Origin of the sequence: Agromyces sp. SYSU T00194, assembly GCF_040496035.1 — a bacterium.
Taxonomy (GTDB): Bacteria; Actinomycetota; Actinomycetes; order Actinomycetales; family Microbacteriaceae; genus Agromyces; species Agromyces chitinivorans.
On record NZ_JBEPJZ010000001.1, the window covers coordinates 639,292 to 665,311 of the forward strand.

The 26,020-nt window shown below is 72.7% G+C and carries 21 protein-coding genes; 9 read left to right on the plus strand and 12 right to left on the minus strand.

Features of this window, described 5'->3' with window-relative positions; genetic code table 11:
* Positions 1 to 156 precede the first annotated feature (156 nt).
* Positions 157 to 2,034: a hypothetical protein gene (locus ABZK10_RS02965; protein WP_353807694.1), complete on the minus strand. Its 1,878-nt coding sequence runs from the start codon at positions 2,032 to 2,034 to the stop codon at positions 157 to 159.
* Between the two features lie 290 nt (positions 2,035 to 2,324).
* Between ABZK10_RS02965 and ABZK10_RS02970 the strand changes: the two genes are divergently transcribed.
* From ABZK10_RS02970 to ABZK10_RS02995, 6 genes are all read left to right on the plus strand, one after another.
* Entirely contained in the window at positions 2,325 to 3,248 is a 924-nt protein-coding gene (locus ABZK10_RS02970) for a carbohydrate ABC transporter permease (protein ID WP_353807695.1), read from the plus strand.
* Positions 3,245 to 4,195, plus strand: a complete 951-nt coding sequence (locus tag ABZK10_RS02975) for a carbohydrate ABC transporter permease (protein WP_353807696.1) — start codon at positions 3,245 to 3,247, stop codon at positions 4,193 to 4,195. The genes ABZK10_RS02970 and ABZK10_RS02975 overlap by 4 nt, the downstream gene beginning before the upstream one ends.
* A 58-nt stretch (positions 4,196 to 4,253) precedes the next feature.
* Positions 4,254 to 5,567 carry an ABC transporter substrate-binding protein gene (locus tag ABZK10_RS02980; RefSeq protein ID WP_353807698.1) on the plus strand — a complete coding sequence of 438 codons (1,314 nt, stop codon included), beginning with the start codon at positions 4,254 to 4,256 and terminating at the stop codon, positions 5,565 to 5,567.
* 62 nt (positions 5,568 to 5,629) lie between these two features.
* Positions 5,630 to 7,477, plus strand: coding sequence for a BNR-4 repeat-containing protein (locus ABZK10_RS02985; RefSeq protein ID WP_353807699.1), 1,848 nt, complete (start codon positions 5,630 to 5,632; stop codon positions 7,475 to 7,477).
* A 113-nt stretch (positions 7,478 to 7,590) separates the two neighbouring features.
* Positions 7,591 to 9,867, plus strand: coding sequence for an FAD-dependent oxidoreductase (locus tag ABZK10_RS02990; protein WP_353807700.1), 2,277 nt, complete (start codon positions 7,591 to 7,593; stop codon positions 9,865 to 9,867).
* Between the two features lie 74 nt (positions 9,868 to 9,941).
* Positions 9,942 to 10,850, plus strand: coding sequence for a LacI family DNA-binding transcriptional regulator (locus tag ABZK10_RS02995; protein WP_353807701.1), 909 nt, complete (start codon positions 9,942 to 9,944; stop codon positions 10,848 to 10,850).
* A 44-nt stretch (positions 10,851 to 10,894) separates the two neighbouring features.
* Here ABZK10_RS02995 and ABZK10_RS03000 read toward each other — a convergent pair whose 3' ends face one another.
* Entirely contained in the window at positions 10,895 to 11,740 is an 846-nt protein-coding gene (locus ABZK10_RS03000; protein ID WP_353807702.1) for a DeoR/GlpR family DNA-binding transcription regulator, read from the minus strand.
* Between the two features lie 141 nt (positions 11,741 to 11,881).
* Here ABZK10_RS03000 and ABZK10_RS03005 point away from each other — a divergent pair, with 141 nt between their 5' ends.
* Together ABZK10_RS03005 and ppk2 are read left to right on the plus strand one after the other, a co-directional pair.
* Positions 11,882 to 12,925 carry an acetylxylan esterase gene (locus ABZK10_RS03005; protein WP_353807703.1) on the plus strand — a complete coding sequence of 348 codons (1,044 nt, stop codon included), beginning with the start codon at positions 11,882 to 11,884 and terminating at the stop codon, positions 12,923 to 12,925.
* A 24-nt stretch (positions 12,926 to 12,949) separates the two neighbouring features.
* The gene (gene ppk2 / locus ABZK10_RS03010) at positions 12,950 to 13,768 is read left to right on the plus strand and encodes a polyphosphate kinase 2 (protein ID WP_353807704.1); all 819 of its coding nucleotides are present in this window, start codon (positions 12,950 to 12,952) and stop codon (positions 13,766 to 13,768) included.
* Positions 13,769 to 13,967: 199 nt separating this feature from the next.
* Here ppk2 and ABZK10_RS03015 read toward each other — a convergent pair whose 3' ends face one another.
* Positions 13,968 to 15,389: an MFS transporter gene (locus ABZK10_RS03015; RefSeq protein WP_353807705.1), complete on the minus strand. Its 1,422-nt coding sequence runs from the start codon at positions 15,387 to 15,389 to the stop codon at positions 13,968 to 13,970.
* 689 nt (positions 15,390 to 16,078) lie between these two features.
* On the opposite strand from ABZK10_RS03015, the gene ABZK10_RS03020 reads away from it, so the two are divergent.
* Positions 16,079 to 16,219 carry a hypothetical protein gene (locus tag ABZK10_RS03020; RefSeq protein ID WP_353807706.1) on the plus strand — a complete coding sequence of 47 codons (141 nt, stop codon included), beginning with the start codon at positions 16,079 to 16,081 and terminating at the stop codon, positions 16,217 to 16,219.
* 63 nt (positions 16,220 to 16,282) lie between these two features.
* Here the strand turns inward: ABZK10_RS03020 and ABZK10_RS03025 are convergent, their stop codons facing one another.
* The 9 genes from ABZK10_RS03025 to ABZK10_RS03065 form a co-directional block, all read right to left on the minus strand.
* On the minus strand, positions 16,283 to 17,950 hold the full coding sequence (locus ABZK10_RS03025) for an ABC transporter permease (RefSeq protein WP_353807707.1): 1,668 nt from the start codon (positions 17,948 to 17,950) through the stop codon (positions 16,283 to 16,285).
* Complete coding sequence (locus ABZK10_RS03030) at positions 17,947 to 18,984, minus strand: ABC transporter ATP-binding protein (protein ID WP_353807708.1); 1,038 nt, start codon at positions 18,982 to 18,984, stop codon at positions 17,947 to 17,949. Before ABZK10_RS03030 ends, ABZK10_RS03025 begins: the two co-directional genes overlap by 4 nt.
* 45 nt (positions 18,985 to 19,029) lie before the next feature.
* The gene (locus ABZK10_RS03035) at positions 19,030 to 19,710 is read right to left on the minus strand and encodes a TetR/AcrR family transcriptional regulator (RefSeq protein ID WP_353807709.1); all 681 of its coding nucleotides are present in this window, start codon (positions 19,708 to 19,710) and stop codon (positions 19,030 to 19,032) included.
* Between the two features lie 75 nt (positions 19,711 to 19,785).
* Positions 19,786 to 20,751: an aldo/keto reductase gene (locus ABZK10_RS03040; protein WP_353807710.1), complete on the minus strand. Its 966-nt coding sequence runs from the start codon at positions 20,749 to 20,751 to the stop codon at positions 19,786 to 19,788.
* Positions 20,748 to 21,662: a dihydrodipicolinate synthase family protein gene (locus ABZK10_RS03045; RefSeq protein WP_353807711.1), complete on the minus strand. Its 915-nt coding sequence runs from the start codon at positions 21,660 to 21,662 to the stop codon at positions 20,748 to 20,750. Before ABZK10_RS03045 ends, ABZK10_RS03040 begins: the two co-directional genes overlap by 4 nt.
* Before the next feature lie 27 nt (positions 21,663 to 21,689).
* Positions 21,690 to 22,628, minus strand: a complete 939-nt coding sequence (locus ABZK10_RS03050) for a dihydrodipicolinate synthase family protein (RefSeq protein WP_353807712.1) — start codon at positions 22,626 to 22,628, stop codon at positions 21,690 to 21,692.
* Entirely contained in the window at positions 22,625 to 23,530 is a 906-nt protein-coding gene (locus ABZK10_RS03055) for a carbohydrate ABC transporter permease (protein WP_353807713.1), read from the minus strand. Before ABZK10_RS03055 ends, ABZK10_RS03050 begins: the two co-directional genes overlap by 4 nt.
* Positions 23,527 to 24,645 carry a carbohydrate ABC transporter permease gene (locus ABZK10_RS03060; RefSeq protein WP_353807714.1) on the minus strand — a complete coding sequence of 373 codons (1,119 nt, stop codon included), beginning with the start codon at positions 24,643 to 24,645 and terminating at the stop codon, positions 23,527 to 23,529. The genes ABZK10_RS03055 and ABZK10_RS03060 overlap by 4 nt, the downstream gene beginning before the upstream one ends.
* Positions 24,642 to 25,952, minus strand: a complete 1,311-nt coding sequence (locus tag ABZK10_RS03065; RefSeq protein ID WP_353807715.1) for an ABC transporter substrate-binding protein — start codon at positions 25,950 to 25,952, stop codon at positions 24,642 to 24,644. The genes ABZK10_RS03060 and ABZK10_RS03065 overlap by 4 nt, the downstream gene beginning before the upstream one ends.
* Between the last annotated feature and the right edge of the window lie 68 nt (positions 25,953 to 26,020).

The window sequence follows — 26,020 nt, forward strand, 5'->3', positions numbered from 1 at the left end:
CGGCGCGCGAAGCGCGGCGTGTCTGCATGCTTTCGCGGAGGATCGCGCTGATCTGCATGTGTTCGGGTGGCGCCGCCGCGCGCGGATCTGCGCAACGACGAAGGCGCCGGCCCCGCGACACGCGTCGCGGGGCCGGCGCCCGGCAGCGGAATCCGCTCAGCCCCCGATCGTGAACACGTCGATCACCTTCGGTGCCTCGCCCGCGGTCACGTTCGCCGAGTAGCTCGTCACCTCACCGGTCGCCGTGTCGAACACCGTGAAGACGGCCAGGTCGTTCGACTGCACGAACGGCTGGGGGGTGCCGTCGGCGGCGAGGTACGGGTCGACCGCCGGCACGATCGGCTCGAGCCCGCCGGGGTTGCCCTGCGCCCAGTAGTTCGCGGGGTTCCACGGCGCCGGCGGCACCGGACGCGACCGGCCCGAGAGCGGGTGGTACGCGCCGTAGCTGTTGCCGGTGTTGGAGGTCTCGATCCAGTTGGTCGTGCCGTTATCGCTGACGAAGCGGTTCCAGAGGTGCGAGTGCCCGTTCTGCACGAGGTCGACACCGGCATCCTCGAGCAGCGGCTGCAGGTCGTACAGCAACTCGTTCTCGGTCGCCGGGTACTCGTAGCGCACCCCGACGACGTCGCCCGAGGCATCCGTCTCCTCGATGCGCTGCGGGTCGGCGAACTGCGGCATGACGTTGTCACCGAGCCCCTGCGGGCCCTCGTGCAGGATCACGACCCGGTACTTCGCGTCCTGGAACGCGTCGCCCGCGAGCTCGTCGGCCAGCCACGCGTACTGGTCGCTCGACGCGTCGATCGCCTCGAAGATGTGCTCGCCGTAGCCCTGCGCGAACAGGTCGTCGAGGTTGGCGGATGCCTCCTGGTAGCGCGAGTTCGCGGTGCGCGCGGCCGGGTCGGCCTGCGCCGTCGTGCCGCGCCAGATGCGGGTCGAGTAGAGCGAGACGAGCCGCACGTCGCCGAAGGTGGTGGCGTAGTAGGTCTCGCCGCCGGACGCGCTCTCGGGCAGGGTGAAGATCTCCTCGTAGGTGCGGGTCGAGAACGAGTTGTCCTCGATCCACGCGGCCTTCAGGTCGGCGTCGCCGGTCGGGTTGACCTCGTCGGCCACTTCGGCGTACGCCGCCTCGGCGACGGCCCGGGGCACGGGGTTGTTGAACGACGCGTTGAGGCTCGTGGCCCCGTCGCGGCGACCCTGCACCTCGTGGTTGCCGATCGCGGTGAACAGGGGCGCGTTCTGGATGATCTCGCCACCCCGGTACTCGACCCCACCGGTCGAGACGCGCCCGCCGGTGCCCTGCAGCACCGGGAAGAACGCGCTGCCGCGGGTGTCGTCGAACCACTCCGACGCCCGGTCGGGGATGTTCACCAGGTCGCCCGCGACGAACACGCCGTCGATGTCGCCGATCGTCTCGGCGGCCAGCTGCAGGTTCGCCGGGGTGTTCACCATGGCCTGGTGGTCGCTGGTCAGCAGGATCTTCGTGCCCTCGCCGGCCGTGGGCGCAGGCTGCAGGGTGAAGGCGTCGGATGCCGCGAGCTGCTGCCCGTGCAGGCTCACGACGCGGTACGGCACCTCGTCGCCCGGCTCGAGGCCGGTGACCACGGCCTCGTGCCGCCAGATCGCGCGGTCGACGATGCCGTCCTCGGGGAGCGGCTTCACCTCGTCGGGGATACGCGAGCCCGAGTCCTCCGCGGTGCGGCTGAGCTGCGTGGTCGTCGCGCGCACCGAGCGCACGTCGGCGAGGTTGCGCTTGTGCACGGCCTGCGCGAGCGCCGTGCCCTCGAGCTCGGCGACGCCGTCTCCCAGCAGCACGGCGTGCTGCGACCCCTCGAACTCGGTGAACCAGACGACGCTCACGCCGGTCTCGGTGGGGGCCTGCAGGAACGGGTCGGTCAGCAGGTCGGTCACGGCGGCGGGCGTCGAGCCCGGCGCCGGTGCCGCGGTCGCGGCGGGAACGGTCGCGGCGAACGTCGCCGCGGTCAGGGCCACCGCGGCAGCGGCCACGGTGACGGTGGAACGGGTGGTGCGAGGCATCCTGTGTCTCCAGTCGGTCGAAAGCACCTGTCGGAGACACGCTCACGGGCCGTCGTGACCGGTCGGTGACCTGCGCCGGACCGACAGGCGAATTCGATGAGTCTCCTGTGAGCGCCCACCTGAGTTCCCATAAATTTGCATTACCTCACAGTTACGAACGCAGCGTTACCGTTTCGTGACACGCCCACGTTGACGCGCACCCCACGCGCCAGCCATGCTGATCCAGCACGTTTCCCCGCGAAACGGCCAGAAAGCGGCCCGATCGCCCTCAACGGCGAGGAAGTTCACACTTGTCACTCATCACACCGACTTCACACCACGACTCAGAAGTTCACACAAAGCGGCACCTGAGCGATGGGACGTTCGCGTTCCTGCTCGTCGTCCCGGGTCTGGCGCTCCTCGCCGCGGTTGTGGTCTATCCGCTCATCACCGCCCTGGTGACGGCCTTCTTCGAGCAGAGCCTCGTGGTGCCGGGTCGCGAGTTCGTCGGGTTCGACAACATCGTCGAGGTGCTCACCGGCGAGTTCATGCAGCTGCTCTGGCAGACGCTGGTGTTCACCATCGGTACGACGATCTTCCCCTTCGTGATCGGCTTCGCCCTCGCCCTGGCGCTCAACACCCGCATCCGCGGCGCCAAGGTGCTGCGGGGCCTCATGCTCATCCCGTGGCTCGTGCCGGGCGTGGTCGTCTCGTTCCTCTGGATGTGGATCTTCAACGCGAACTACGGCGTGATGAACTCGCTCCTCCAGGCGATCGGCCTGATCGACGAGCCGCAGGCCTGGCTCGCCCACCCGACGACGGCGATGGCCGCGGTCATCATCGCCAAGACCTGGCAGTCGTTCCCGTGGATGATGGTGATGCTCCTCGCCGGCCTGCAGACCGTGCCGCGCGAACTGCACGAGGCCGCCGAGATGGACGGGGCCGGCACCGTCCGCCGCTTCTTCTCGGTCACGGTGCCGCATCTCAAGGGCATCATCGGCCTCGTGCTGCTGCTCGAGTTCATCTGGAACTTCCAGCACTTCGACATCATCTACGTGCTCACCGGCGGTGGGCCGGCCGGCTCCACGCAGACCTTCGCCACCGCGGTCTACGAGACGGCATTCCAGGGCTTCGACCTCGGCCAGGCCGGCGCGATCGGCCTGCTCTGGATGGTGCTGCTGATGGGCCTCGTCGTCATCTACGTCCGATTCTCGGAGAAGGGAGAGGAGCGATGACCGTGTCGACCGAGCTCCCCGCACCCGCCCCCGCGACGCCGCCAGCAGACGACACCGTGGCCGCCGTCACCGCTCCCGCCCCGCGCCGACGCCGTCGCGAGCAGCCCGACGCCCAGCGTCCGGAACGCCGCGGCGTCCGGATCACCGCGTGGATCGCGGTCGCGATCTGCGGCGGGTTCGCGTTGCTGCCCGTCTACTGGCTGCTCGCCACCTCGCTCACGCCGCGCACCCAGGTGTTCGCGTACCCGCCGCGCCTGTTCCCGGCCGAGATCTCGTTCGACGCCTACGTCTCGCTCTGGAACAACCCGGCGCTGTTCACCTACCTGCAGAACAGCATCATCGTCTCGGTCATCACCGCGGTCCTGTCGGTCATCGTCTCGGCCTACATGGGCTACGCGTTCTCGAAGTTCCGGTACCGCGGTCGCCGGTCGCTGATGTACTTCGTGCTCGCCTCGCAGATGTTCCCGCAGGCGCTGCTGCTCGTGACGCTGTACACCGTGTTCGCCGCGTACGGCCTGCTCAACACGTACGCCGCGCTCGTGCTCTCGTTCACCACCTTCACGCTTCCGCTCTGCGTCTGGATGCTGAAGGGATTCTTCGACACGATCCCCGACGAGCTCATCGAGGCGGCGCGCGTCGACGGCGCCTCGCGCATGCGCATCATCCACTCGATCGTGCTGCCGCTGTCGGCGCCCGGCCTCGTCGCCGCCGGCCTGTTCGCCTTCGTGCGCGGCTGGAACGACTTCATCTTCGCGCTGACGCTCGCCGGCCCCGACAAGCAGACCCTGCCACCGGGCCTCGTGAACACCTTCATCGGCGAGGCGTCCACCGCCTGGCCCGAGTTGATGGCCGCGTCGCTCGTGACCTCGCTGCCCGTGGCGATCGCCTTCATCGCCCTCCAGCGCCACCTCGTCGGCGGACTCACCGCCGGCGCCGTCAAGGGCTGACGCCCGCGACCCCCAGTACCCGCCGACACATCACATCCCTCGAGGAGGAGGAACACCCATGTCCGACACCCCATTGCTCGCCACGCCGTTCAACCGCCGACGCGCCCTGCAGCTGTTCGGCCTCGGCGCCGCGAGCATGACGCTCGCCGCCTGCGCTCCCACCGGAACCGGTACCGCTGCCGGCGCGGCCGCGGCCGGCGGCAGCTTCACGCCGACCGACTTCGACTTCGCCAGCTGGTCGCTGACGGAGGAGGCATCCGCCCCCAACATCCAGGCGCTGCTCGACGCGTACGCGTCGAACCAGGACGTCGCGATCGGCGAGGTGTCGTTCCCGTACAACGAGTACTTCAACCAGCTCACCCTGCAGCTGCGCGGCGGCCAGTTCGTCGGTGCCGCGCACGTCGACGTGGCGTGGCTCGGCGCGCTCTCGGGCCTCGGCACGCTGCAGGACGTCTCGGCGCTGACCGACGGCCGCGGCTACACCGACGCGGCGCTGAGCGCCGCGCAGTTCGACGGCGTGCAGTACGGGTTCCCGTGGACCATCGGCGCGATCGGCCTGGTCACGAACGCCGAGATCCTGGCGAAGGCCGGCATCGACGAGTTCCCGACCACGATCGACGGGTTCGAGGCGGCGCTGAAGGACCTGAAGGCCCTCGGCGACGGGCTCATCCCGTACGCCGCGTCGACCAAGGCAGCCCAGCTCAAGGACGCCCTGATCTGGATGCAGACGTTCGGCAGCCCGCTCGTCGACGGTGGCACCGTCACCATCGGCGACGACGCGAGCGTCGAGGCCGTCACCTGGTACAAGTCGCTCTACGACCAGGGCCTCATCGCCCCCGACGTCGACCGCTTCGACGCCCGCTCGCTGTTCGCGCAGGGCCGCGCGGCGATCTACGACGACGCTCCCGTCGGCCGCGGCGCGGTCACGAACGAGTCGCCCGACCCCGACCTCGGCTCGAAGCTCGACCCGCAGTCGCGGCCCGTCGTGAAGGCCGGCGACACGCCTCGCGCCCTCGTCTGGGGCGGCGCGATCGTCGTGGTCGACGGCGACACGGCCCCCACCGCGGCCGACTTCGGCCAGTGGGTCACCTCCGACCTCGACACGGTCCTCGCCGACTACGAGCGTCGCGGCCTGCCGCCGGCGCTCCAGGCGGCGCTGGAGTCGCCCGAGGTCACCTCCGACGAGTTCGGCACGGCGTTCGGCGAGCGCATCACCGCGACGGCGACCAGCAACCCGTTCTGGGCCTACGCGCAGTACGCGCAGATCGAGACCGAGATCGCCGAGCGCGTGCAGGCGGTGCTCGTCGGCCAGCAGAGCCCGAAGGACGCCATGCAGGCGGCCGGCGAGGCGGCGCAGAAGCTCATCGACTGACCCGGACGCAGACCGGCCGTTCCATGACTCCCGCCACCACGCATCGGATTCGAGGAGGAACCATGCATCGCTCCACACGTACCCGCCGCATGCGCGGCATCACGGCCGCACTCGCGGCCGCGGGGGTCGCCGCCGTCGCCGTCGGGCTCGCCCCGGCGGCGGCCGCGGCGCCGCCCCCCGCCCAGGTCGAGACCCTCCCCTACGCCGTCGACACGTCCAACCAGGCCGCCTGGTGGTCGCCGGTCGACGTGTTCGAGGGCGTGACCTACTTCGCCTATGACGCCCCCGGGCCGAGCTCGTGGAACCACGAGGTGCACCTCGCCGCGCGCGACGCGGAGGGCAGCTGGGTCGACGGATGCCTCCGGCTGGCGTCGGGCTCCTGTGCCACGTTCCTCGACGACAACGGCCACAACCAGCCGTCCGTCGTCGTCGACGGCACGGGCACGATCCACGCGTTCGTGTCGATGCACCACGAGCAGTGGAACTACTTCCGCTCGACGGTGCCGGGCGACGTCACCTCGCTCGTCGACGCGACCGCGGACATGCCCGACCTCGACGGCACGATCACCTACCCGGTCACCGCGCGCGGTCCGGAGGGCGACGCCTGGGTGCTCGTGCGCTCGGGGGCAGAGAGCCAGGCGCGCCGCGAGGGCGTGCTGTACCACCTCGACCCCGCGGTCGGGCTCTGGGAGCGCGAGACCGTCGTCGGCGCCGCGCGCGGCACGTCGTTCTACCCCGACGACGTCGAGGTCGACGAGCGCGGACGCGTGCACCTGCTCTGGGAGTGGGGCCCGTTCCCGGCGGACCCGTCGCGCCACCTCGGCTCGTACGTCGTGTACGACCCTGCCGACGGCTCGTTCCAGGACGTCGCAGGCGCCACGCTGGCGGGGCCGATCACGCCCGACACCGCGGGCGCCGTGATCTGGCAGCCGTTCACCGAGGGCGAGGAACTCACGACCTACGCACCGGCCCTGCAGAGCGCGAAGCTCGCGATCCGCAACAACGCGCTGGAGGGCATCGCCTACCGCTTCGTCCCCGCGGGCGAGGGTGCGTACGACATCTGGCACGCGAGCTGGGACGGCACCGGCTGGGTGCGCACGATGCTCGTCGACGCCTCGTCGCTGGGCGTCGGCGTGACCACGATCGCCGCGATCGACATCACCTCCTTCGGCGCCAAGACCCGCGTCTACGGCGTGCTCGGCGTGCCCGACTGCGGTGTGCTGCGTAGCCAGGTGATCGTGCTCGAGCAGTTCGCGGGCAGCGACGCGTGGACCGCGAACCTCGTGGGCGAGGACGTCACCGGCCAGCAGCGGCTGCGCGCGGCGGTCGACGAGGACGGCAACGACGTGCTCTACGTCAGCGCGCCCGCGGCCGGGCCGGGCAGCGGCACCCTGAGCCACGTGCTCGTTCCGCGTGCGGGGCCTGCGGCGACGGATGCCTCGCTGGCCGACGCCGTGGCCGACATCGGCGGCGACGTGATCGGGGAGAACGTCGCCCTCGGCGCCGATGTGACGGCGTCCTCGGAGCTGCGCGAGAACACGGCCGCGACGCTCGCGGTCGACGGGGTCTGCGCCGATGCGAGCCGCTGGATCTCGGCGCTCGACGACCTCACGCCGAGCATCACCGCGGACTGGCACGAGCCGACCCCGCTCGAGGTCGTCCGTGTCCGCAGCGGCTACAGCGGCGGCATCCCCTCCCAGTCCGTGCTCCGCGACTTCACCGTCGAGGTGCACACCGCCGACGGGTGGATCGAGATCGGCCGCTTCGACGACAACGTCGACGGCACCGTGCTCGCAGCCGCCGACGGGCTCGTCGCCGACCAGGTGCGCCTGCACATCACCGACCCATCCGCCTCGTCCACCGACGTGGCACGCGTCTACGAGATCGAAGCGATCCGCAGCGGCGGATGACCGACGGCCGGTGCGCCCTCCACAACGGCGGGGGAGGGCGCACCGGCTCCCCCTCCTCCCCCGCCGAGCCCCACCACCATCACCCGCACCGCCCCGGAAGGACCCCGCACCGCATGCGCACTCAGACCGTCGAAGCCGACATCGTCGTGGTCGGAGGCGGCCTCGCGGGCGTCGCCGCGGCCGTCGCCGCGGCGCGCCAGGGTCGCCGCGTCGTGCTGGTCAACAACCGCCCGGTGCTCGGCGGCAACTCCTCGTCGGAGGTGCGGGTGTGGGTCTGCGGGGCGACCGCGCACGGCAACCAGCGCTGGGCGCGCGAGACCGGCATCATCGGCGAGCTCTACGTCGAGAACCAGTACCGCAACCCCGAGGGCAACCCGGTCTACTGGGACGACGTGGTGCTCGACACCGTGCGCCGCGAGCCGAACCTGCAGCTGTTCCTCAACACCGACGTGTCGGAGGTCGACGCGAGCGGCCCGGACGACGCGCGTCGCATCGAGTCGGTCACCGGCTGGACCATGGGTGCCGAGATCCGCACGACGTTCCGCGCGCCGGTCTTCCTCGACTGCACGGGCGACGGCATCGTCGGCCACCTCGCCGGCGCCCGGTACCGGCTCGGCAAGGAGGGGCGCGACGAGTTCGGCGAGGAGTGGGCACCGCCGCAGGCCGCGCGCGAGTTCCTCGGGTCGACGCTCCTCTTCTATACGCGCGACCTCGGCCGACCCGTGAAGTACGTCGCGCCCGAGACGGCGAAGGACATCACCCGCACGCCCATCCCGACCTCCCGCGTCATCCGCAGCGGCGACAGCGGCGCGCACTACTGGTGGATCGAGTGGGGCGGCGAGCTCGACATCGTCGACGACAACGAGCAGATCCGCGACGAGCTGCGCTCGGTCATCCTCGGCGTCTGGGACTACATCAAGAACTCCGGGGACTTCGACGCCGAGACCCTCACCCTCGAGTGGATCGGCAACCTGCCCGGCAAGCGCGAGTACCGGCGCTTCATCGGCGACTACACCCTGCACCAGGGCGACGTCATCGAGCAGACGTCGTTCGACGACGGGGTCGCCTTCGGCGGCTGGTCGATCGACCTGCATCCGGCCCAGGGCATGTACGCCGAGGGTGCCGGTGCGCTCCAGCGCTTCTCCGACGGGGTCTTCGAGATTCCGTTCCGCTCGCTCTACTCCGCGAACGTCGAGAACCTGCTCATGGCAGGGCGCGACGTCTCGGCCACGCACATCGCCTTCGGCGCGGCGCGCGTCATGGCCACCTGTGCGGCCATGGGCGAAGCCGCCGGCACTGCCGCCGTGCTCTGCGTCGAGCACGGCGTGACCCCTCGGCAGCTGTACGCCGACCACCGCGAGGACCTGCGACAGACCCTGCTGCGCTGGGACGCCCCCGTGCTCGGGGTCGCCAACGCCGACCCGCTCGACCTGGCACGGCTCGCCCGGGTGAGCGCGTCGAGCACGACGGTCGAGCTCACGCCGGGTGCCGCCGAGGGAGACGAGCGGATGCCGCATCCGCTCGTCGACGACCTCGCCATCGTGCTGCCGGTGCACGGCGGGCTCGACACCGTGGGCCTGCTCGTCGCCGCCGAACGCGACACGACGCTCGAGGTGGAGGTGTACTCGACGGGGAAGCCGCAGAACGTCGTGCCCGCGCACCTCGAGCATGCGACCACGGTCGCGCTCGCCGCCGGCGGGGCCCGCTGGGTGACCGCGGCGACGCCGTTCGCGCCGGAGGCGCCGGCGAACGCGATCGTCGTGCTGCGCGCGAATCCCGACGTCGTCGTGCACACGACCGCCCCACTCCCGCCGGGCGTGCTCGCGCTCGTGCACCGCGTCGACAACGACGATCAGAACGTGCAGATCAGCCGGGACGAGCTGCTCGTGCAATGGCCGACCAAGCCACTGCGCGGCCGCTCGATCGTCTTCCGCGCCGACGTCGGCGACGCGCTCGCCGCCGAGCGCGCGACCAGCGGGCCGAACCGCCCCTACGGCGGGCCGAACCTCTGGGCGTCGGAGCACGTCGCGCCGGGCCGCCCCGAGTGGCTGCGCCTCGACTGGGACGCACCGGTCGCCGCCCGCGAGGTGCGGCTCGTCTTCGACGACGACGTCGACCTCGAGCTGAACACGCTGCACCACCACCGCAGCCCCGACGAGGTGCTGCCCCAGCTGGTGCGCGACTACCGCGTCGAGGTGCTGCCCGCCGGCATCGATGGGGGGCCGGATGCCACCTGGCGCACGATCGCCGACGAGCGCGACAACCGGTGGCGCCACCGCATCCACGCGCTGCCCGCCGACCTCGGTGCGATCCGCGCCGCGCGGGTCGTCGTGACGGCGACGAACGGCGCCCGCGAGGCGCGCATCATCGCGTTCCGGGTGCAATCGTGACCCGGAATCGCACTACGGTGATCACCGGGGCGGAACGCCGCCGCTCAGACCGCACCGCAGCGAGGAGCACCAACGTGACCGACGCCGCCGCCGCGCCGCGCCGCAGCGCGCCGATGCCGCGTCGCGAGCGCACGGGGATCGTCGCCCTCGCCGTGCCCAACCTGGAGGAGCCGTACTTCGCCGAGCTCACGGCGCTGATCGTGCGCCGCGCCGACGCCCGCGGGCTGTCGATCCTCATCCAGCAGACCGAGGGGTCGCACGAGCGCGAGGTCGACATCGCCAACGGCGTCGGGCTGCCGGCCACCGACGGGCTCATCCACATCCCTCGCGCACTCACCGTCGGCGACCTCACCCGACGCACCTCGCCCGGGCCGCTCGTGCTGCTGGGCGAGCACATCCAGGTGAGCCCGTTCACGCACATCACGATCGACAACCGCGCGGCGGCGCGCGCCGCGACCGAGCACCTCGCCAAGGCCGGATGCACGCGGGTCGCGTTCGTCGGCCCGCGCGATGCCAGCCCGTCGGACGCCGCCGACCAGCGCTTCGCGGGCTACCGCGACGCCGTCGCCGCCCGCGGGCTCGCAGCGGACGCCGACCTCGTCGCTCAGGTCGTCTCGTTCACGTCGGCCGAGGGCCGGCGCGCCATGCGCGGACTGCTCGCCACGGGCATCCGCCCCGACGGCGTGGTCTGCTCCAACGACTCCGTGGCGTTCGGCGTGCTCGCCGCCCTGCACGAGGCCCGGCTCGACGTGCCGGCCGACGTCGCCGTGATCGGCATCGACGACGTGCGCGCCGCGGCGTTCGCGGTGCCGGCGCTCTCGTCGGTCGCACCCGACAAGGAGGCGATCGCCGAGGCGGCACTCGACGAGCTCGAGCGGCAGGTCTCCAGCCCGCCCGGCGCCGACCTCCCGGTGCGGCACGTCGTCGTGCCCGCGACGATCGTCGAGCGGGCGAGCTCGGCCCGCCGCGAGCGGACGCGCTGAGCGGTGGGGCCCGCCGCATCCGGCCGGCGCACGCCGGCGGGGCGTCAGCCGATCAGCTCGTCCGTCACGGCGCGCACGTCCGTCGCCGCATCCGCCCCACTCGTCGGGACCGGCACGACCCAGAGCTCGCCGACCTGCTCGGCGATGACGCCGCGTGCCTCGTCGGGCAGGCCGTCATCGGTCACCAGGCGGTCGATCTCGTTGAGGTCCATGATCGTCGTCAGGCCGACGACCCCCCACTTGGCGTGGTCGGCGAGCACGACCGCCTCACGACCCGCCGCGGCCAGCGCACGGTCGGTCTCGGCCTCGAGCAGGTTGGTGGTGGTGAGTCCGGCCTGCAGGTCGACGCCGTACACCGTCAGGAACACGACGTCGCAGTGCAGGTGCTCGAGCGAGCGCACTGCGACCGGACCGACCAACGCATCCGACGGCGTGCGCACGCCGCCGGTCAGCACGACCGTCTGCGTGTACGGCTCGTCGGCGCGGTCGGGGCGGCGGAAGAGGTCGGCCACGGGCAGCGAGTTCGTCACGATCGTCAGGTCGGGGACGCGTCGCAGCTCCTGCGCGAGCACCCAGGTCGTCGTGCCGCCGGACAGCCCGACGGCCATGCCGGGCTCGACCAGCTCGGCCGCGCGCGCGGCGATGGCACGCTTCTCGGCGAGCATGCGGTGGGTGCGGTCCTCGAAGCCGCGCGACGCATCGGCACCGACGCCGTGGGCGGTCGCTCCGCCGCGCACCTTCTCGATCGCCCCGTCGGCGGCGAGCACGTCGAGGTCGCGACGGATCGTCATGGCACTGACGTCGAGCTCGGCCGCCAGGTCGGCGATGGTGGCGGCACCCCGACGGCGCACGGCGGCGACGATCCGCGACCTGCGTTCCGCGACGAGCACCGGCTCTCCTTCCGACCCTCGGGCCAGTCTGCCACGGCACGGGGCGCCCCCGCGGGCGCCGTCCCGAGGCGGCGACGGACGTGCGCGCGACGCGATCGGCGCACGGGTGCAGGACAGGACCACGACGAGGGGATGCGACGCGTGATCGGCTCGATGCGGCATCCGTGGTTCCCCGATGCGGAGATCGACGGCAGCTACGGATGCGACGAGGCCGCGCTGCGCGCCGTCGCTCCGATCGACCCGCCCGACGGGTTCGCCGAGCGCTGGCGGGCGTGGAACCTGGCCGCTCGACGCACGCCCGCCGATCCGGAGCTCGAGCCGATCGGGCGCATCGGGGCGCACGACGTGTCGGCGCTGGCGTTCGGCACGGCGGACGGGCTGCGCATCCACGGCTGGCTCGCGGTGCCGTCCTCCGGGCCCGCGCGGGTCGGCATCGTGCACAGCCACGGGTACGGCGGGCGCGAGGCGCCCGAGTTCGGTCGCGTACCCGAGGACGCCGCGGCGGTCTTCCCCGTGGCGCGCGGGCTCGGCGCGGTGAACGTCGGCATCGGCGCGCCCGCGGAGCGCGACGCGCACGTCGTGCACGGCATCGAGACGGACGAGACGTACGTGCTCGGGCGCTGCGCGTCCGACCTGTGGAGCGCGGCGAACGTGCTCGACGAGGTGGTCGGCCCGCTGCCGCACTACCTCGTCGGCGAGAGCTTCGGCGGCGGCATCGGCGCGCTCGCGCTGCCGTGGGACGACCGGCTCATGGGCGCCACGCTGATCGTGCCGAGCTTCGGCCAGCACGCCGTGCGCCTCGGGCTGCGCTGCGAGGGCAGCGGCGAGGCGCTGCGCCGCTGGGTCGCCGACCACCCCGAGGCGCGCGAGGTGCTGCGAACGTTCGACGCCTCGACGGCGGCGCTGTTCGCGCGCGTGCCCGTGCGCGTCGAGGCGGCGCTCTGGGACACGGTGGTGCCGCCGCCCGGCCAGTTCGCGGTCGCGGCCGGCATCGCCGCATCCGGCGCCGACCTCGAGCTCGCGGTGCTGCCCGCCGGGCACGCCGAGTACCCCGGGCTGCCCGAGGTGCGCGCGGCCGCCGAGGCCGCGACGCTGCGGCACATCGCCGCCGCGCTCGCGCACCGACGTCCCGACCGGGACGACGCAGCCGACGAGGGGCTGCGCCGCCGAGGCATCCGCCCCTAGGCTTTCGGGCACGAGGAGGTCCACATGGCCGATCGGATGCCGAAGTCGCTGTACAAGCGCGAGCTGAAGTCGCTGCAGGCGAAGCTCGTCGAGATGCAGAAGTGGGTGCAGCAGTCGGGCACGCGCGTCGTCGTGATCTTCGAGGGGCGCGATGCCGCGGGCAAGGGCTCGGCGATCAAGCGCGTCTCGGAGTACCTGAACCCCCGGCAGGCGCGCATCGTCGCGCTGCCCGCGCCGAGCGAACGCGACAAGACGCGCTGGTACTTCCAGCGGTACGTGCCGCACCTGCCGGCCGGCGGCGAGATCGTGCTGATGGACCGCTCCTGGTACAACCGCGCCGGGGTCGAGCGCGTCATGGGCTACTGCACGAACGAGGAGTACCAGCGGTTCCTGCAGCAGGCGCCGATCTTCGAGCGGATGCTCGTGGACGACGGCATCATCCTGCTGAAGTACTGGTTCAGCGTCTCCGACGTCGTGCAGGAGGAGCGCTTCCGCTCGCGCCTCGACGACCCGATGCGGCGGTGGAAGCTCAGCGTCACCGACCTCGCGTCGATCACGAAGTGGGAGGACTACTCGCGCGCCAAGGACCGCATGTTCGTGCACACCGACATCGCCGAGGCGCCCTGGTACGAGATCGAGAGCGACGACAAGCGGCGCTCGCGCATCAACGTGATGGCGCACATCCTGTCGAAGGTGCCGTGGGAGCCGGTGCCGCAGCGCACGATCGAGATTCCCGAGCGCCCGCCGTCGGAGGGCTACGAGCGCCCGCCGCGGCAGTGGTCGAACTCGGTGCCCGACTACGCCGGCGAGCTCGAGCAGCGCGAGGCCGCACGCAAGCACTAGGCGGGCGGATGCCTCGGGCGAGCGGATGCCTCGGGGCGACCGCCGCGCGATGGCAGCCCGGCCCCTGCGTCCACGCCCGCCGCGCCCTCCCGAACGCATGCCGCGGCGGGCCACACGCCGCGCTCGTGCATGCCTTCGGTGCGGTGCGCGCACGTCTGCATGCATTCGGGCGTGCTCCTGCGGTGCGGGCGGCGCGGTGTCAGCGGGTGCGGCGGCGCGCGAGCGGCGCGCGGCGGCGCGGGATGAGCAGCGACGCCGCGGCGCCCGCGCCGGCGAGCACGGCGATCAACCCGAACGCGGTGCCGAAGGAGGCGGCGTCGGGCGGGAAGCCGCGCACGGCGAGGAGCGCGGCGACGCCGGCCGCGCCGAGCGCACCGCCGACCTGGCGGGCCACGACGTTGACGCCGGTGGTGACGCCGACCTCGTCGTCGTGCACGGCGTCGATGAGCACGTTGATCATGCCCGCGGAGCTCACCGCGATGCCGGAACCGACGAGCACGGTGCCGACGAGCAGCGCCGCGAAGTCCCGCGTCGCCGCGAAGATGACGAGGCCCCCGGCGGCGGCCACGAGCGCCCCGAGCGGCACCGGGGTGCCCGTGCCGACGCGCCGCCGCAGCACGCCCGCGAGCGGGCCGACGACGAGCATCGCGAGCGACGCGGGCAGCAGCAGGAGCGCCGCGGCCGTCACGGACTCCTCGAGCCCGTGGCCGGTCTCTGCGGGCGCCTCCGCGTAGGCGGGCAGCAGCACGAAGCAGCCGAGCAGCGTCGCGCCGAGGAGTGCCGCAGTGAGGTGCGTCGCCCACACCGCGCGTCGGCGGAGCGTGCGCGGATCGACCAGCGGGTCGGGGCTGCGGTGCTCGCGCCGGAGCCACAGGGCGACCAGGGCGGCGCCGAGCAGGAGGCATCCGCCGATCGCGAGCGCCGGCAGGGGCCACGACGGCGCCTCGGTGACCGCGATCAGCAGGGCGGTCAGCGCCCCCGAGAACAGCAGGGCGGAGCGCACGCCCAGGTGCACGCCGGAGCGGTTCGGGATGCGCGGGAGCGCTGCGAGCACGCACAGCCACGCGACGCCGAGGATCGCGAGGGGAACCCACGACAGGGCCGGCAGGCCGACGGCGTCGACGAGGAGCCCGGCGACCGCCACCCCGAAGCCGGTACCCGTCGCCCAGGTCGCGGTGACCAGCCCGATCGCGGCGGGGCGGTGGCGCCCGGGCACCACGTGCGGCACGATCGCGAACGCCAGCGGGAAGATGCCGCCGCCGAGGCCCTGGACGGCCCGCCCGGCGATCAGCCAGCCGATCGTCGGGGCGAGGGCGGCCATCGCGAGCCCGACGCCGACGACCGGGATGAGCACGAGCAGCACGCGGCGCGGCCCGTAGAGGTCGCCGATGCGGCCGATCACCGGGGTGCTCGCGACCGCGACGACGAGCACCGCGGTCAGCACCCAGCTCGCCTCCGCGACGGTGGTGTCGAACCCGTCCGCGGTGAGCGCGAGGGTCGGCGCGCTCATCGCCTGCGGCAGCACCGCGCCGAGCGTCGCGAGCACGAGCCCCGCCATCACGAGGGTGCCGCGCGCGCCGAGCCGCGCCGGGGCGGCGTGCGGGGGCGCGGGCGTGCTCACGGTTCAACGCTACGACCGAGGGGTCTCCGGGCCGAACTCCGGCGATCCCCCAGCCCGCTCTCAGGATCTCGCGCTAAGGTCAGACCACAGGCAGTCGGGAACTCTCCCCCAGTTCCACTGCCTGATCAGAGAAGGAAGAGACCATGGCCATCCGCACCCGCATCGCGTCGCACGTCGACGCGTTGGGTGCGCAGCTGCGGCACTTCCGAGATCGGGTCGACGCGGCATAGCGCCCCGCCTGCAATCCCCTTGCCAGGCGGCGCGGCGCTCGGATGCCGCGCCGACGCCGGTCGCGCGCCGGTGTGCCGTCGAGGCGACCGGTCTCAACTCCCCCCAACGAGACCCGTCGCGCCCGGCCACCGGTGCGCCTCCCCTCTGAATCCCCCTGCACCACCTGCATACGCCGTGCCCCGCCTCGCGGACCCCTGACGCGAGGCGGGAAACCCCGCCCCGACCCTTCGAGCGCCGTGCCCCTGCATCGCCGCGTCCCACCCCGCGACCCCCCGCGCGGGGTGGGGCTCGGCCCTGCACGGTCGCGGCCGGCGCGCGCGCCGTTCCCCTGCGCACGCACCGGCTCCGACGGATGCAGGGAAGCGGCCGGCGCGCCCGAACCCGCCGCCGCGCGGGAAGGCGCACCACCGCACCGCACGCCGCACCACCACCACCACCACCGACAGGAACGAGCACGCATGAGCACCGACCACCTCGACCAGATGCCCGCCGACCTGGCCGTCGGCGACGACGGCGCGATCGTGCGCCGTCCGCGCACCGACGTCGACGCCGCCGAGGCGCTCGCACCCGAGCCCCACGGCGAGCTGGTCGGCGCCTAGGCACGACCGGGGTGAGCGGGCGAGCGGATGCCCCGGGGCATCCGCTCGCCCCACACGACCACGTCAGTCGGTGATCAGGTCGCGGCGGCGGAACCCCAGGACCCCGACTCCCGCGATCACGACGGCGACCGCGGTGAGCACGAGCATCGCCGCGCCCGACAGTTCCTCGCCCGGGTACTCGCCGATGTGCTCGAACGGCGAGATCCACAGCGCGAACTCGGGCAGGTCGAACAGCGGGCCGAAGAACCCGACGAGGAAGCCGTAGCCGAACAGCGCCCACACGGCACCGAGCGCTCGCGGCACCAGGCCGTAGAGCAGCGCCGCGACCGCCAGCACGACCCACACGGCCGGCGAGTGGGCGACGTGGCCGAGCACGACGTCCCAGAAGATCGTCCAGTCGCCGGTCGACGTCGACGCGCCGATGGCCTGCCCGACGCCCGAGGCGAACTGCAGCCACGCCACGGCGAGCGCCGCGACGACGAGCCACGAGGTCATCCACGACCCGCGCCCGACCGCCGCGGTGAGCACGCCCTCGCCGCGCCCGTCGAGCTCCTCGCCGCGCAGCGACTGCACCGACAGGATCGCGAAGATCGTCGCGAAGAACGCCATCATGAGGCCCATCAGGCCGAGGTAGCCCGACAGGATGTCGTCCTCCGCGCCCATGATCGCCAGCAGCTCCGGCGGTGCGTCGACGAAGCCCTCGACGAGCGGCTGCGAGAAGCTGCCGTACGCGATCGCGGAGGCGAACAGCGCGAGCGTCCAGCCGATGATGCTCGCCCGCTGCAGCCGGAACGCCAGGGCGAACGGGCTCGCGAGCCACGCCGCCGCGACCGGGCTGCCGCGCCGCGCGGCCACCAGCCCCGACCCGAGGTCGCGGCGCCCGGCGAGCCGGAAGCCGAGCCACGCGAACACGACCGCGAACGCCAGCGACAGCGCGAGCGGCCACCAGCGGTCGTACACGTACGGTGCGGTCTGCTGCGACCAGCCGATCGGCGACAGCCACGACAGCCAGCCGAGGTCGCCGCCCTGCGCGTGCGACATGTCGCCGAGCCCGCGCACGAGGAACGCGCCGCCGAGCACCGCGCCGGCGATGCCCGATCCGGCGCGCGAGAAGGCCGTGAGCTGCGCGGTGGTCGCCGCGAGGCCGGCGAAGGCGATGCCGGCGGCACCGACGGAGGCCCCGAACGTGAACGCGCCCGCGACGTCGGTGCCCTGCGCCGTGAGCACCGCACCGTAGAGCACCGCGACGACCACGCTCATCAGCACGGCGACCAGCAGCGCGGCGGCCAGCTGGGCGACCCGTCCGACCGCGCTCGCGCGCACGAGCTCGGCGCGCCCCTCCTGCTCCTCGCGGCGGGTGTGCCGCATGACGGTGAAGATGCCCATGAGCCCGGCGCCGGTGATGAGGTAGAGCCCGTACTGGCTCACGAGGAACCGGTCGAGTGTGAGCTCGTCGTACCCGAACCCGGGCCCGCCGAGCAGCGCGCCGACCGGGCTCGCGGTGAACCCGATGATCGTCTGCAGGTCCTCGGGGTTCGGGAACACGACCCGCAGCACGCCCGAGAAGTAGACGAGCATGACCGTCATGCCGAGCGTCCAGCCGAGGAAGCGGATGCGGTCGCGCCGCAGCATGAACCGCACCAGCGCGCCGGTGCCCGCGAGCGGGCGGGGCGGGCCGAGCGGAGCGGATGCCTCCGGCGCGCGCCGCGCGGCAGCGGTGACGGTGCTCATCGCGAGGTCTCCGCGTCGGTGGCGGCGGGCGCCTGCTCGGGGGCATCCGTCGCCTCGAGCGCACCCGTCGCTTCGGCGGCATCCGCCCCCGCCGCACCCTCCGGCACGTCGCCGTAGTGCCGGAGCAGCAGCTGCTCGAGCGTCGGCGGCGTCGCGGTGAGGCCCGTGACCTCGAGGGCACCGAGGCGTCGCATGAGCGCGGGCATCGCCTCGCCGTCGACGTCGAAGCGGACGAACCCGTCGTCGACGCGGAAGTGGTGCACGCCCGGCAGCGCCGCGAGGCCCGCGGTGTCGCCGGTCGTCGCGAGCGACACCGACGTGCGGGTGAGGTGGCGCAGCTCCGCGAGCGATCCGGTCTCGACGTTGCGCCCCTGGCGGATGATCGAGATGCGGTCGGCGAGCACCTCGACCTGCGCGAGGATGTGGCTCGACAGCAGCACGGTGCGCCCCACGGCCGTGGCCTCGCGGATGCACGCCTGGAACTCGGCCTCCATGAGCGGATCGAGCCCGGCGGTCGGCTCGTCGAGCAGCAGCAACTCGACGTCCGACGCCAGTGCCGCGACGAGCGCGACCTTCTGCCGGTTGCCCTTCGAGTACGTGCGCCCCTTCTTGCCGGGGTCGAGGTCGAAACGCTCGCAGAGCTCGTCGCGCCGGCTGCGGTGGATGCCGCCGCGCAGGCGCCCGAGCACGTCGATCGCCTCGCCGCCGGTGAGGTTCGGCCAGAGCTCGACGTCGCCGGGTACGTACGCGAGCCGGCGGTGCAGCGCGACCGCGTCGCGCCAGGGGTCGCCGCCGAGCAGGCGCGCGGTGCCGCCGTCGGCGCGCAGCAGCCCGAGCAGGATGCGGATGGTCGTGGACTTGCCCGCGCCGTTGGGCCCGAGGAGGCCGAGCACCTCGCCGCGCCGGACCTCGAGGTCGAGCCCGTCGAGGGCGGTGGTCGCGCCGAAGCGCTTGGTGAGGCCGGAGATCTCGATCGCCGGGGCGCCGGCGGCGTGCCCGGGGGTGGTGGAAATGGTGCCGGAGGTCGTGGTCATGGAATCGCCTTCGATCGCAGTCGAGAGGGGGTGGGGGTGCGGGTGTCAGACGGCGTCGCCGCCGTCGGCGGGCGGGTCGGGCACGTACTCGAGGTACGCGTCGAGCATCGACCGGTCGGTGAGGAACCCCTCCGACATGAGCTCGAGCGCGGGCAGCGTGATGCGCTCGATCGCGCGGAGCATCGTGTCGCTCGGGTCGGCGGAGCGATGGGCGGATGCCCCGGGCCGCAGCTGCTCGAGCATGAGCGCGCCGAACACGGCGCCCATGAGGTACCGCGCCCGTGCCTCCTCGTCGCGGCTCGGCACGATCGTGCCCGCGGCGACGCCCTCGGCGATGTACTCGAGCGCGTCGGCGATCATGTGCTCGACGAACTCGGCGGCGTGCGGTCCCCCGTCCTGGATGCTGCGCAGCACGTACCCCACGAGCGGCCGGTACTCCTCGACGCGTGCGAGCTGCGCGAGGAACGCGCCCGGCGCCCCCGGCTCGGCGAGCACCTCCTGCTTGGCCTCGCGCACGGTGCGGAACACGTACCCGTCGCACGCCGCCCGCAGGGCCTCCTTCGACCCGAAGACCTTCATGACGGATGCCGCGCTGACGCCCGCGTCGTCCGCGATGGCGCGCACCCCGACGCTGAAGCCCTCGCGCGCGAACCGCTCGATCGCGGCGGCCCGGATGCGGGCCCGCGTCGATGTCCCCTCGTGCTCCGGCGCGGTCGGTGAACGCATGTGCACGATGGTAAACGCGTGTTCACCACCCCGGCAAGGGGCGAACGTCCCGCCGTCGCCGCGGTGGCCGCACGACTACCAGGCGTAGGCCTCCGGCGCCGGTCCCGGCCCCGGCCAGATCTCGTCGAGCCGGTCGAGCACCGCGGTCTCGAGGTCGACATCGGCGGCCCCCGCGAGCGCCTCGAGCTGCGCTCGGTTGCGCGGCCCCACGATGGTCGATGTCACCCCCGGCTGCGCGAGCAGCCACGCCAGCGCGAGCACAGCCACCGACAACCCGAGCTCCCCGGCGAGCGCCCGCGTCGCGTCGAGCTGCGACCGGTGCACCTCGGCCCGCCGTGCGAACTCCGCACTGCGCCGGCGGCCGCCGTCCGAGGCATCCGCGTCGGCCAACAGTCCCCCGGCGAGCGGGCTCCACGGCACCACGCCGATGCCGAGCTCGCGCGCGGCCGGCAGCACCTCGAGCTCGACCGTGCGCTGGGCGAGGTTGTACACCGACTGCTCCGAGACGATGCCGAGCGCCCCGCGGGCAGCGGCCGACCCCTGCGCCACGGCGAGGTGCCAGCCGGCGAAGTTCGACGACCCGACGTAGGTGATCTTGCCCTGGGCCCGCAGCAGGTCGAACGCCTCCCACACCTCGGGCCACGGCGCGGCGCGGTCGATGTGGTGCATCTGGTAGACGTCGAGGTGGTCGGTGCGCAGGCGCCGGAGCGACGCCTCGCACGCCTCGCGGATGTGCCGCGCCGAGAGGCCGCCGCCGTTCGGCCCCGGGTGCGTGCGCTCGAAGACCTTGGTCGCGAGCACGATGCGATCGCGGCGCGACGGATCGGCAGCGAGCCACTCGCCGATGATCTCCTCCGACGCGTGCGGCCGGTCGGGCGGCCCGTATCGGTTCGCCGTGTCGACGTAGGAGATGCCCGCGTCGAGCGCGGCGTCGAGCACCGCAAGCGCGGCCGCCGTGTCGGCGTGCGCGCCGAAGTTCATCGTGCCGAGGCAGAGCCGTGACACCTCGAGCCGGCTGCGCCCCAGCTGCGCGAACCTCATCGGGCCGCCACCGCCGACACGGCGGCCTCGGCCGCGTCGCGCACCCGCGCGAGCTCGGCCGCATCGACCTCCGATGGCCGCCAGCGCGACGCCGTGCGCATGCCGATGCCGGCGCGCAGCTCGACCAAGTGCTTTGCCGAGCCCGGATAGGTCGGCCCCATGCGCTCCTCCACCTCGACGAGGGCCGCCTGGAGCGCCGCCGCACGGTCGGCGTCGCCGCGCCGCGCCGCGTCGAACACCTCGCCCGCGGCATCCGGGTACACGTTCGCCACCCACCCCGACAGGCCGCCCACGCCCACTGCGACCGACTCGGCGAACGACTCGATGCCCGCGTTGTAGATGCGCATCGGGCTGCCGTCGGCGCCCGCGACCCGGGCGCGCATGCGCTCGACGTCGTGGCTCGTCTCCTTGAAGAACGCGAAGCGCCCGGTGCGCGCGAGCCACGCGACGGTGTCGTCGCCGAGCACCCGGTGGTACGGCAGCGGGCACTCGTAGATGCCGAGCGCCACGCCGGGCTGCGCCCGCGCCACCTCGGTGGCGATCGCGCGCAGCGCAGCCTCGTCGTCGCCCTCGGCGAGCACGACCGACGCGACCAGCACCACGATGTCGACGCCGACGGCCGCGAGCTCCGCCACGCGCGCCGCGGTCTCGGCCGTCGACCCCGGCTCGGCGACGGCAGCGCACACCGGCACCCGCCCGGCCGCGCGCGCGACCACCCGCCCGGCGACCGCGAGGCGCTCGGCGCGCGACAGCTCGTACATCTCCCCCGACAGCGCGACCGGGAACAGCCCGGCGGCGCCGCGCTCGATGAGCCAGTCGACGTACCGGTCGAGCACGTCGACGTCGACCCGGTCGTCGTCGGTGAAGGGGGTGAGCATGACCGGCCAGACGCCGGCGGGAGGGGACTGCACGCGAAGGTTCTCCAATCGTGGCGCCCGTCAGCGGGCGGGGTGCACGGCCACGCGCTCAAGGTCGAGCGCGGCCAGGTAGTCGGCGAGCTGCCGCAGCGGCTCGCGCTCGTGGTCGCCGATGCGCTCCGGCTTCCAGCGGCTGTGCGGGCGGAACGAGAGCCGCGACGACTCGGCGAGCAGCACCTTCGCCGACGAAGGGTAGCGCAGGTTGACAGCGTGCTCGGCGACGGTCAGCAGTCGCTGCACGGCGGTCACATCGGCGGCATCCTCCTCCGCGTGCCGGCACAGCCAGGCGACGAGCTCGGGGTAGACGTTCGCCGCGTACCCCGAGAGACCGGCGGCGCCGAGCCGCAGCGACGGCACGAGCGACGCGATCGCGGCGTTGTACAGCCGCAGCCGCGACCCCGCCGACGCCTCGATGCGCGCGCCCATCACCGACAGGTCGTGGCTGGTGTCCTTGTAGAAGGTGCAGCGACCGCTCGACGCAAGCCAGCCGACCGTGTCGAGGTCGAGCAGGCGCTTGGACGGCAACGGGCACTCGTAGACGCCCACGTCGACCCCCGGATTGCGGTCGAGCACGGTCGTCGCGGCGACGATCCACTGCGCGGCTGATGCCTCGGGCGGCACGACCAGCGACGAGATCAGCACGACCGCGTCGACACCCGTCGCCGCCACCTCGGCCACCCGGTCGGCCTGGCGCTCGGCTGCACCCGACGTCACCGCCGACGCGACCACTGGCACGCGCCCCGCGGCGCGGTCGACGACCCGGCGCGCGAGCGCCAGCTGCTCCCCGTCGCTCAGGTCGTACATCTCGCTCGACAGCGCGACGGCGAACAGCCCCGACGCGCCGAGTTCGATGAGCCAGTCGACGTAGGCGTCCACGCCGTCCCAGTCGATCGACCGGTCGTCGTGGAACGGCGTCAGCATGACGGGCCAGGCGCCGCCCGGCAGCATCCGCTCGCTCACCCCTTCACCGCCCCGCTCACGAGGTCGAGGCGCCAGTACCGCTGCAGGAAGAGGAACAGCAGGATCAGCGGGATGATCGCGATGAGGCATCCGATGATCACGAGGTTGTACACGTTCAGCTGGTCGGTGCCCTGGTTCATCATCGAGTAGAAGCCGACGGTGAGCGGGAAGGTCTCCTCGCGGCTCAGCATGATGAACGGCAGCAGGAAGTTGTTCCAGATCGCCACGAACTGCAGCAGGAAGATCGTGATGAGCCCCGGCACCATCGGCACGATCGCGACCGAGCGGAACAGCCGCCACTCGCTCGCCCCGTCGAGCCGGCCCGCCTCGAGCAGCTCGTCGGGCACGACCGCCGCCGCGTAGATGCGCGCCAGGTAGATCGAGAACGGGCTGATCATGCACGGCAGCAGCACCGACCAGTACGTGCCCGCGATGCCGATCTTCGCCAGCAGCAGATACTGCGGAATGGCGAGGATCACGCCCGGGATGAGCACGCCGATCAGCAGGAACGTGAAGACGAACTGCTTGCCAGGGAAGTCGTACTTCGCCAGGCCGTAGCCGGCCGCGGCCGACACGACCGTCGCGGCGACCGCGCCGCCGACCGAGTACAGCACGCTGTTGCCGCTCCAGACGAGGAAGGCCCCGTCGTTGAACGCGAACAGCGCGGTCAGGTTCTCGACGAACCCGCCCGTGAAGCTCGGCACCAACGTCGAGGTCGTGAACAGCTCGCCCGCACCCTTGGTGGAGGCGGCGACCAGCCAGTAGACCGGCACGAGCGCGTAGGCCGCGCCGACCAGCAGCACGACGGTGGGCAGGATGCCGCCGCGGCGTACGCCGCGGGCGGGGGCGCCGCCCCCGCCCGTCGCGCGGCTGCGGTGCCCCGCGATCGCCGGGGCGCTCACGACTCGCCCCCGAACGCGCGCCGCTGCAGCACCTTCAGCAGGCCGAGGCTCGCGACGAGCGTCACGACCGTGATGATCATGGCCGTGGCGGCGCCGCCGTAGAGGTCGTTCGTGACGAACGCGTCGCGGTAGACGAGCATCATCGGCACCCAGTCCGACGTGATCGAGTTGGTGAGGGTCATCATCATGTTGGGTTCGCTGAACACCTGGAGCGCTCCGATGATCGTGAAGAGGCCGGTGAGGATGACCCCCGGCACGATGAGCGGCACCTTGATGCGGAGCGCGAGCTGCAGCTCGCTGCACCCGTCGAGCCGCGCCGACTCGTAGAGCTCCTGCGGGAGGCCGCGGAGCGACGTGTAGAGGATCACCATGTTGAAGCCGACCGACCCCCAGATGGTCACGTTCGCCACGGCGAAGAAGACCGAGACCGGGCCCATGAGGTCGGGCTCGGGCAGGCCGACCGCCGAGAACGCGTCGCGGATCGGGCTGACCCCAGGCAGGTACATGAAGCCCCACATGAGGGCGGCGATCACGCCCGGCACCGCGTACGGCACGAAGATCGACACCCGCGAGAAGCGGCGGAACCTGGTCGCGAGGTGGTCGAGCAGCAGGGCGAACAGCAGCGCGAGCCCCATGGTCACCGGCACCGCGATCAGCGCGTAGACGAGCATGCGGCCGAACGACGCGTAGAGCGCCGGGTCGGTCAGCGAACGCACGTAGTTGTCGAGGCCGACCCACACCTCGGTCGCGAGGCCGAGTCCGCCGCCGGCGACCTGGCGGCCCCGGAAGCTCAGGACGAGCGTGTAGACGAGCGGCGCGAGCAGGAGGCCCGCGGCGAGCACGACGGCGGGACCGACGAACAGCCACGGCGCGACGCGAGGACGCAGCGGGCGGCGGCGCACGGGCGGTGCGGGGCGGGCGGATGCCACGTGGCCGGCGGGCGTCGCCGGGTCGGACGTCGCGGCAGGACCGGACGGGCGGGCGGATGCCACGCCGGCGCGCGCCGCACGCGGCGGTGCGGGCGCGTCGCCGGAGGCATCCGTCGCCCCCGCCCCGGGCACGGGGCCGGACGCGAGGCGCCCGGACCCGTGCACGGACTGGTGCGGCGAGGTCATTCGACCGTGAACCCGAGCGAGGTCATGTCGTCGACGACCGCGTCCTGCACCGTGGTGAGGGCGTCGGGGAAGCTGCCGCCGCCGGTGATCGCCGAGCTGAACGCATCGTTGAACGCGCTGTAGGCGAGCGCCACGTCGGGCCCCCAGGTGACCGTCACGGTCTCGTCGTCGATCTGCGCGGCGAGGTCGTAGAAGGTCGGGTCGGTCTCGCGCAGGGCGGCGGGCGTGGTCTCACGCAGTGCGGGCAGCTCGCGCCCGGAGAGGTTCGCCGGCCAGATGCTCGCGTTCTCGATGTACGCCTGCAGCGCCTCCTCCGAGTTGTTCAGCCAGATGGCGAACTCGCGCGCCTCCTCGGGGTGCTTCGTGCCGGTCGTGACGATCGTGCCCGAGCCGCCGAGCACGCCGGAGACGGCGTCGCCCTCGCTCCACTGCGGCAGCCGCACGGCGCCCCACTGGCCCACGGTGTCGGGCGCGTTCTGCAGGATGAGCGGCGGCGCCCAGACCGCGCTGATCCAGCTCGCGAGTGTGCCGTCGGCCAGCGCCGCCTGCCACTCGGGCGTCCAGGTCTTGAACGTGGCGACGGTGCCCTCGTCGACGAGGCCCTGCCAGTACTCGGCCACCCGGTTCGAGGCGTCGCCGTCGATGTCGACCGACCACGAGTCGCCGTCGAGCGCCCACCACTCGGCGCCGGCCTGCTGGCTGAGCGCCGCGAACAGCTGCGCGTCGTTCGCCGGGAAGGTGGCGAGGTACTTCGTCTCGTCGGCCTCGTGGATCGTGCGGGCCGCCTCGGCGTACTCGTCCCAGGTTGTGGGCGCGTCGATGCCGAGCTCCTCGAAGATGTCGGCCCGGTAGAAGAGGAACATCGGGCTCGTGCCCTGGGGCACCGCGTAGTTGACGCCGTCGAAGGTCGTGAGGTCCCACGCGGCGGTCGCGACCTGGTCCTCGTAGTCGCCGAACGCGTCGGTGATGTCGTCGGCGACGCCGTTCACGACCAGGTTCGGGAGGTTCTCGTAGGTGGTGTTCGAGACGTCGGGCAGCGTGCCGGCCTCCTTCGCCGCGGAGAGCTTGGCGACGATGTCCCCGGCGCCGGTGGAGGTGTTGACCTCGACCTGCACGTCGGGGTTGGCCTCGTTCCACACGTCGACGATGGCGGCGACGTTGGGCGCCCACGACCAGTAACGGAGCACGATCGGACCGTCGGAGTCCGATCCCTCCCCGCCGCCGGATGCGGGTGCGCAACCGGCCACGAGCGAGGTGGCCAGGGCGATGGCGGCGATGCCGCCGAGCTTGGTGAAGCGACTGTTCATGGTGCAACTTCCTTGTCGAATCGAACAGGTACAGGACGGGACGGGTGTGCGTCCGGCCCGTGGATTAC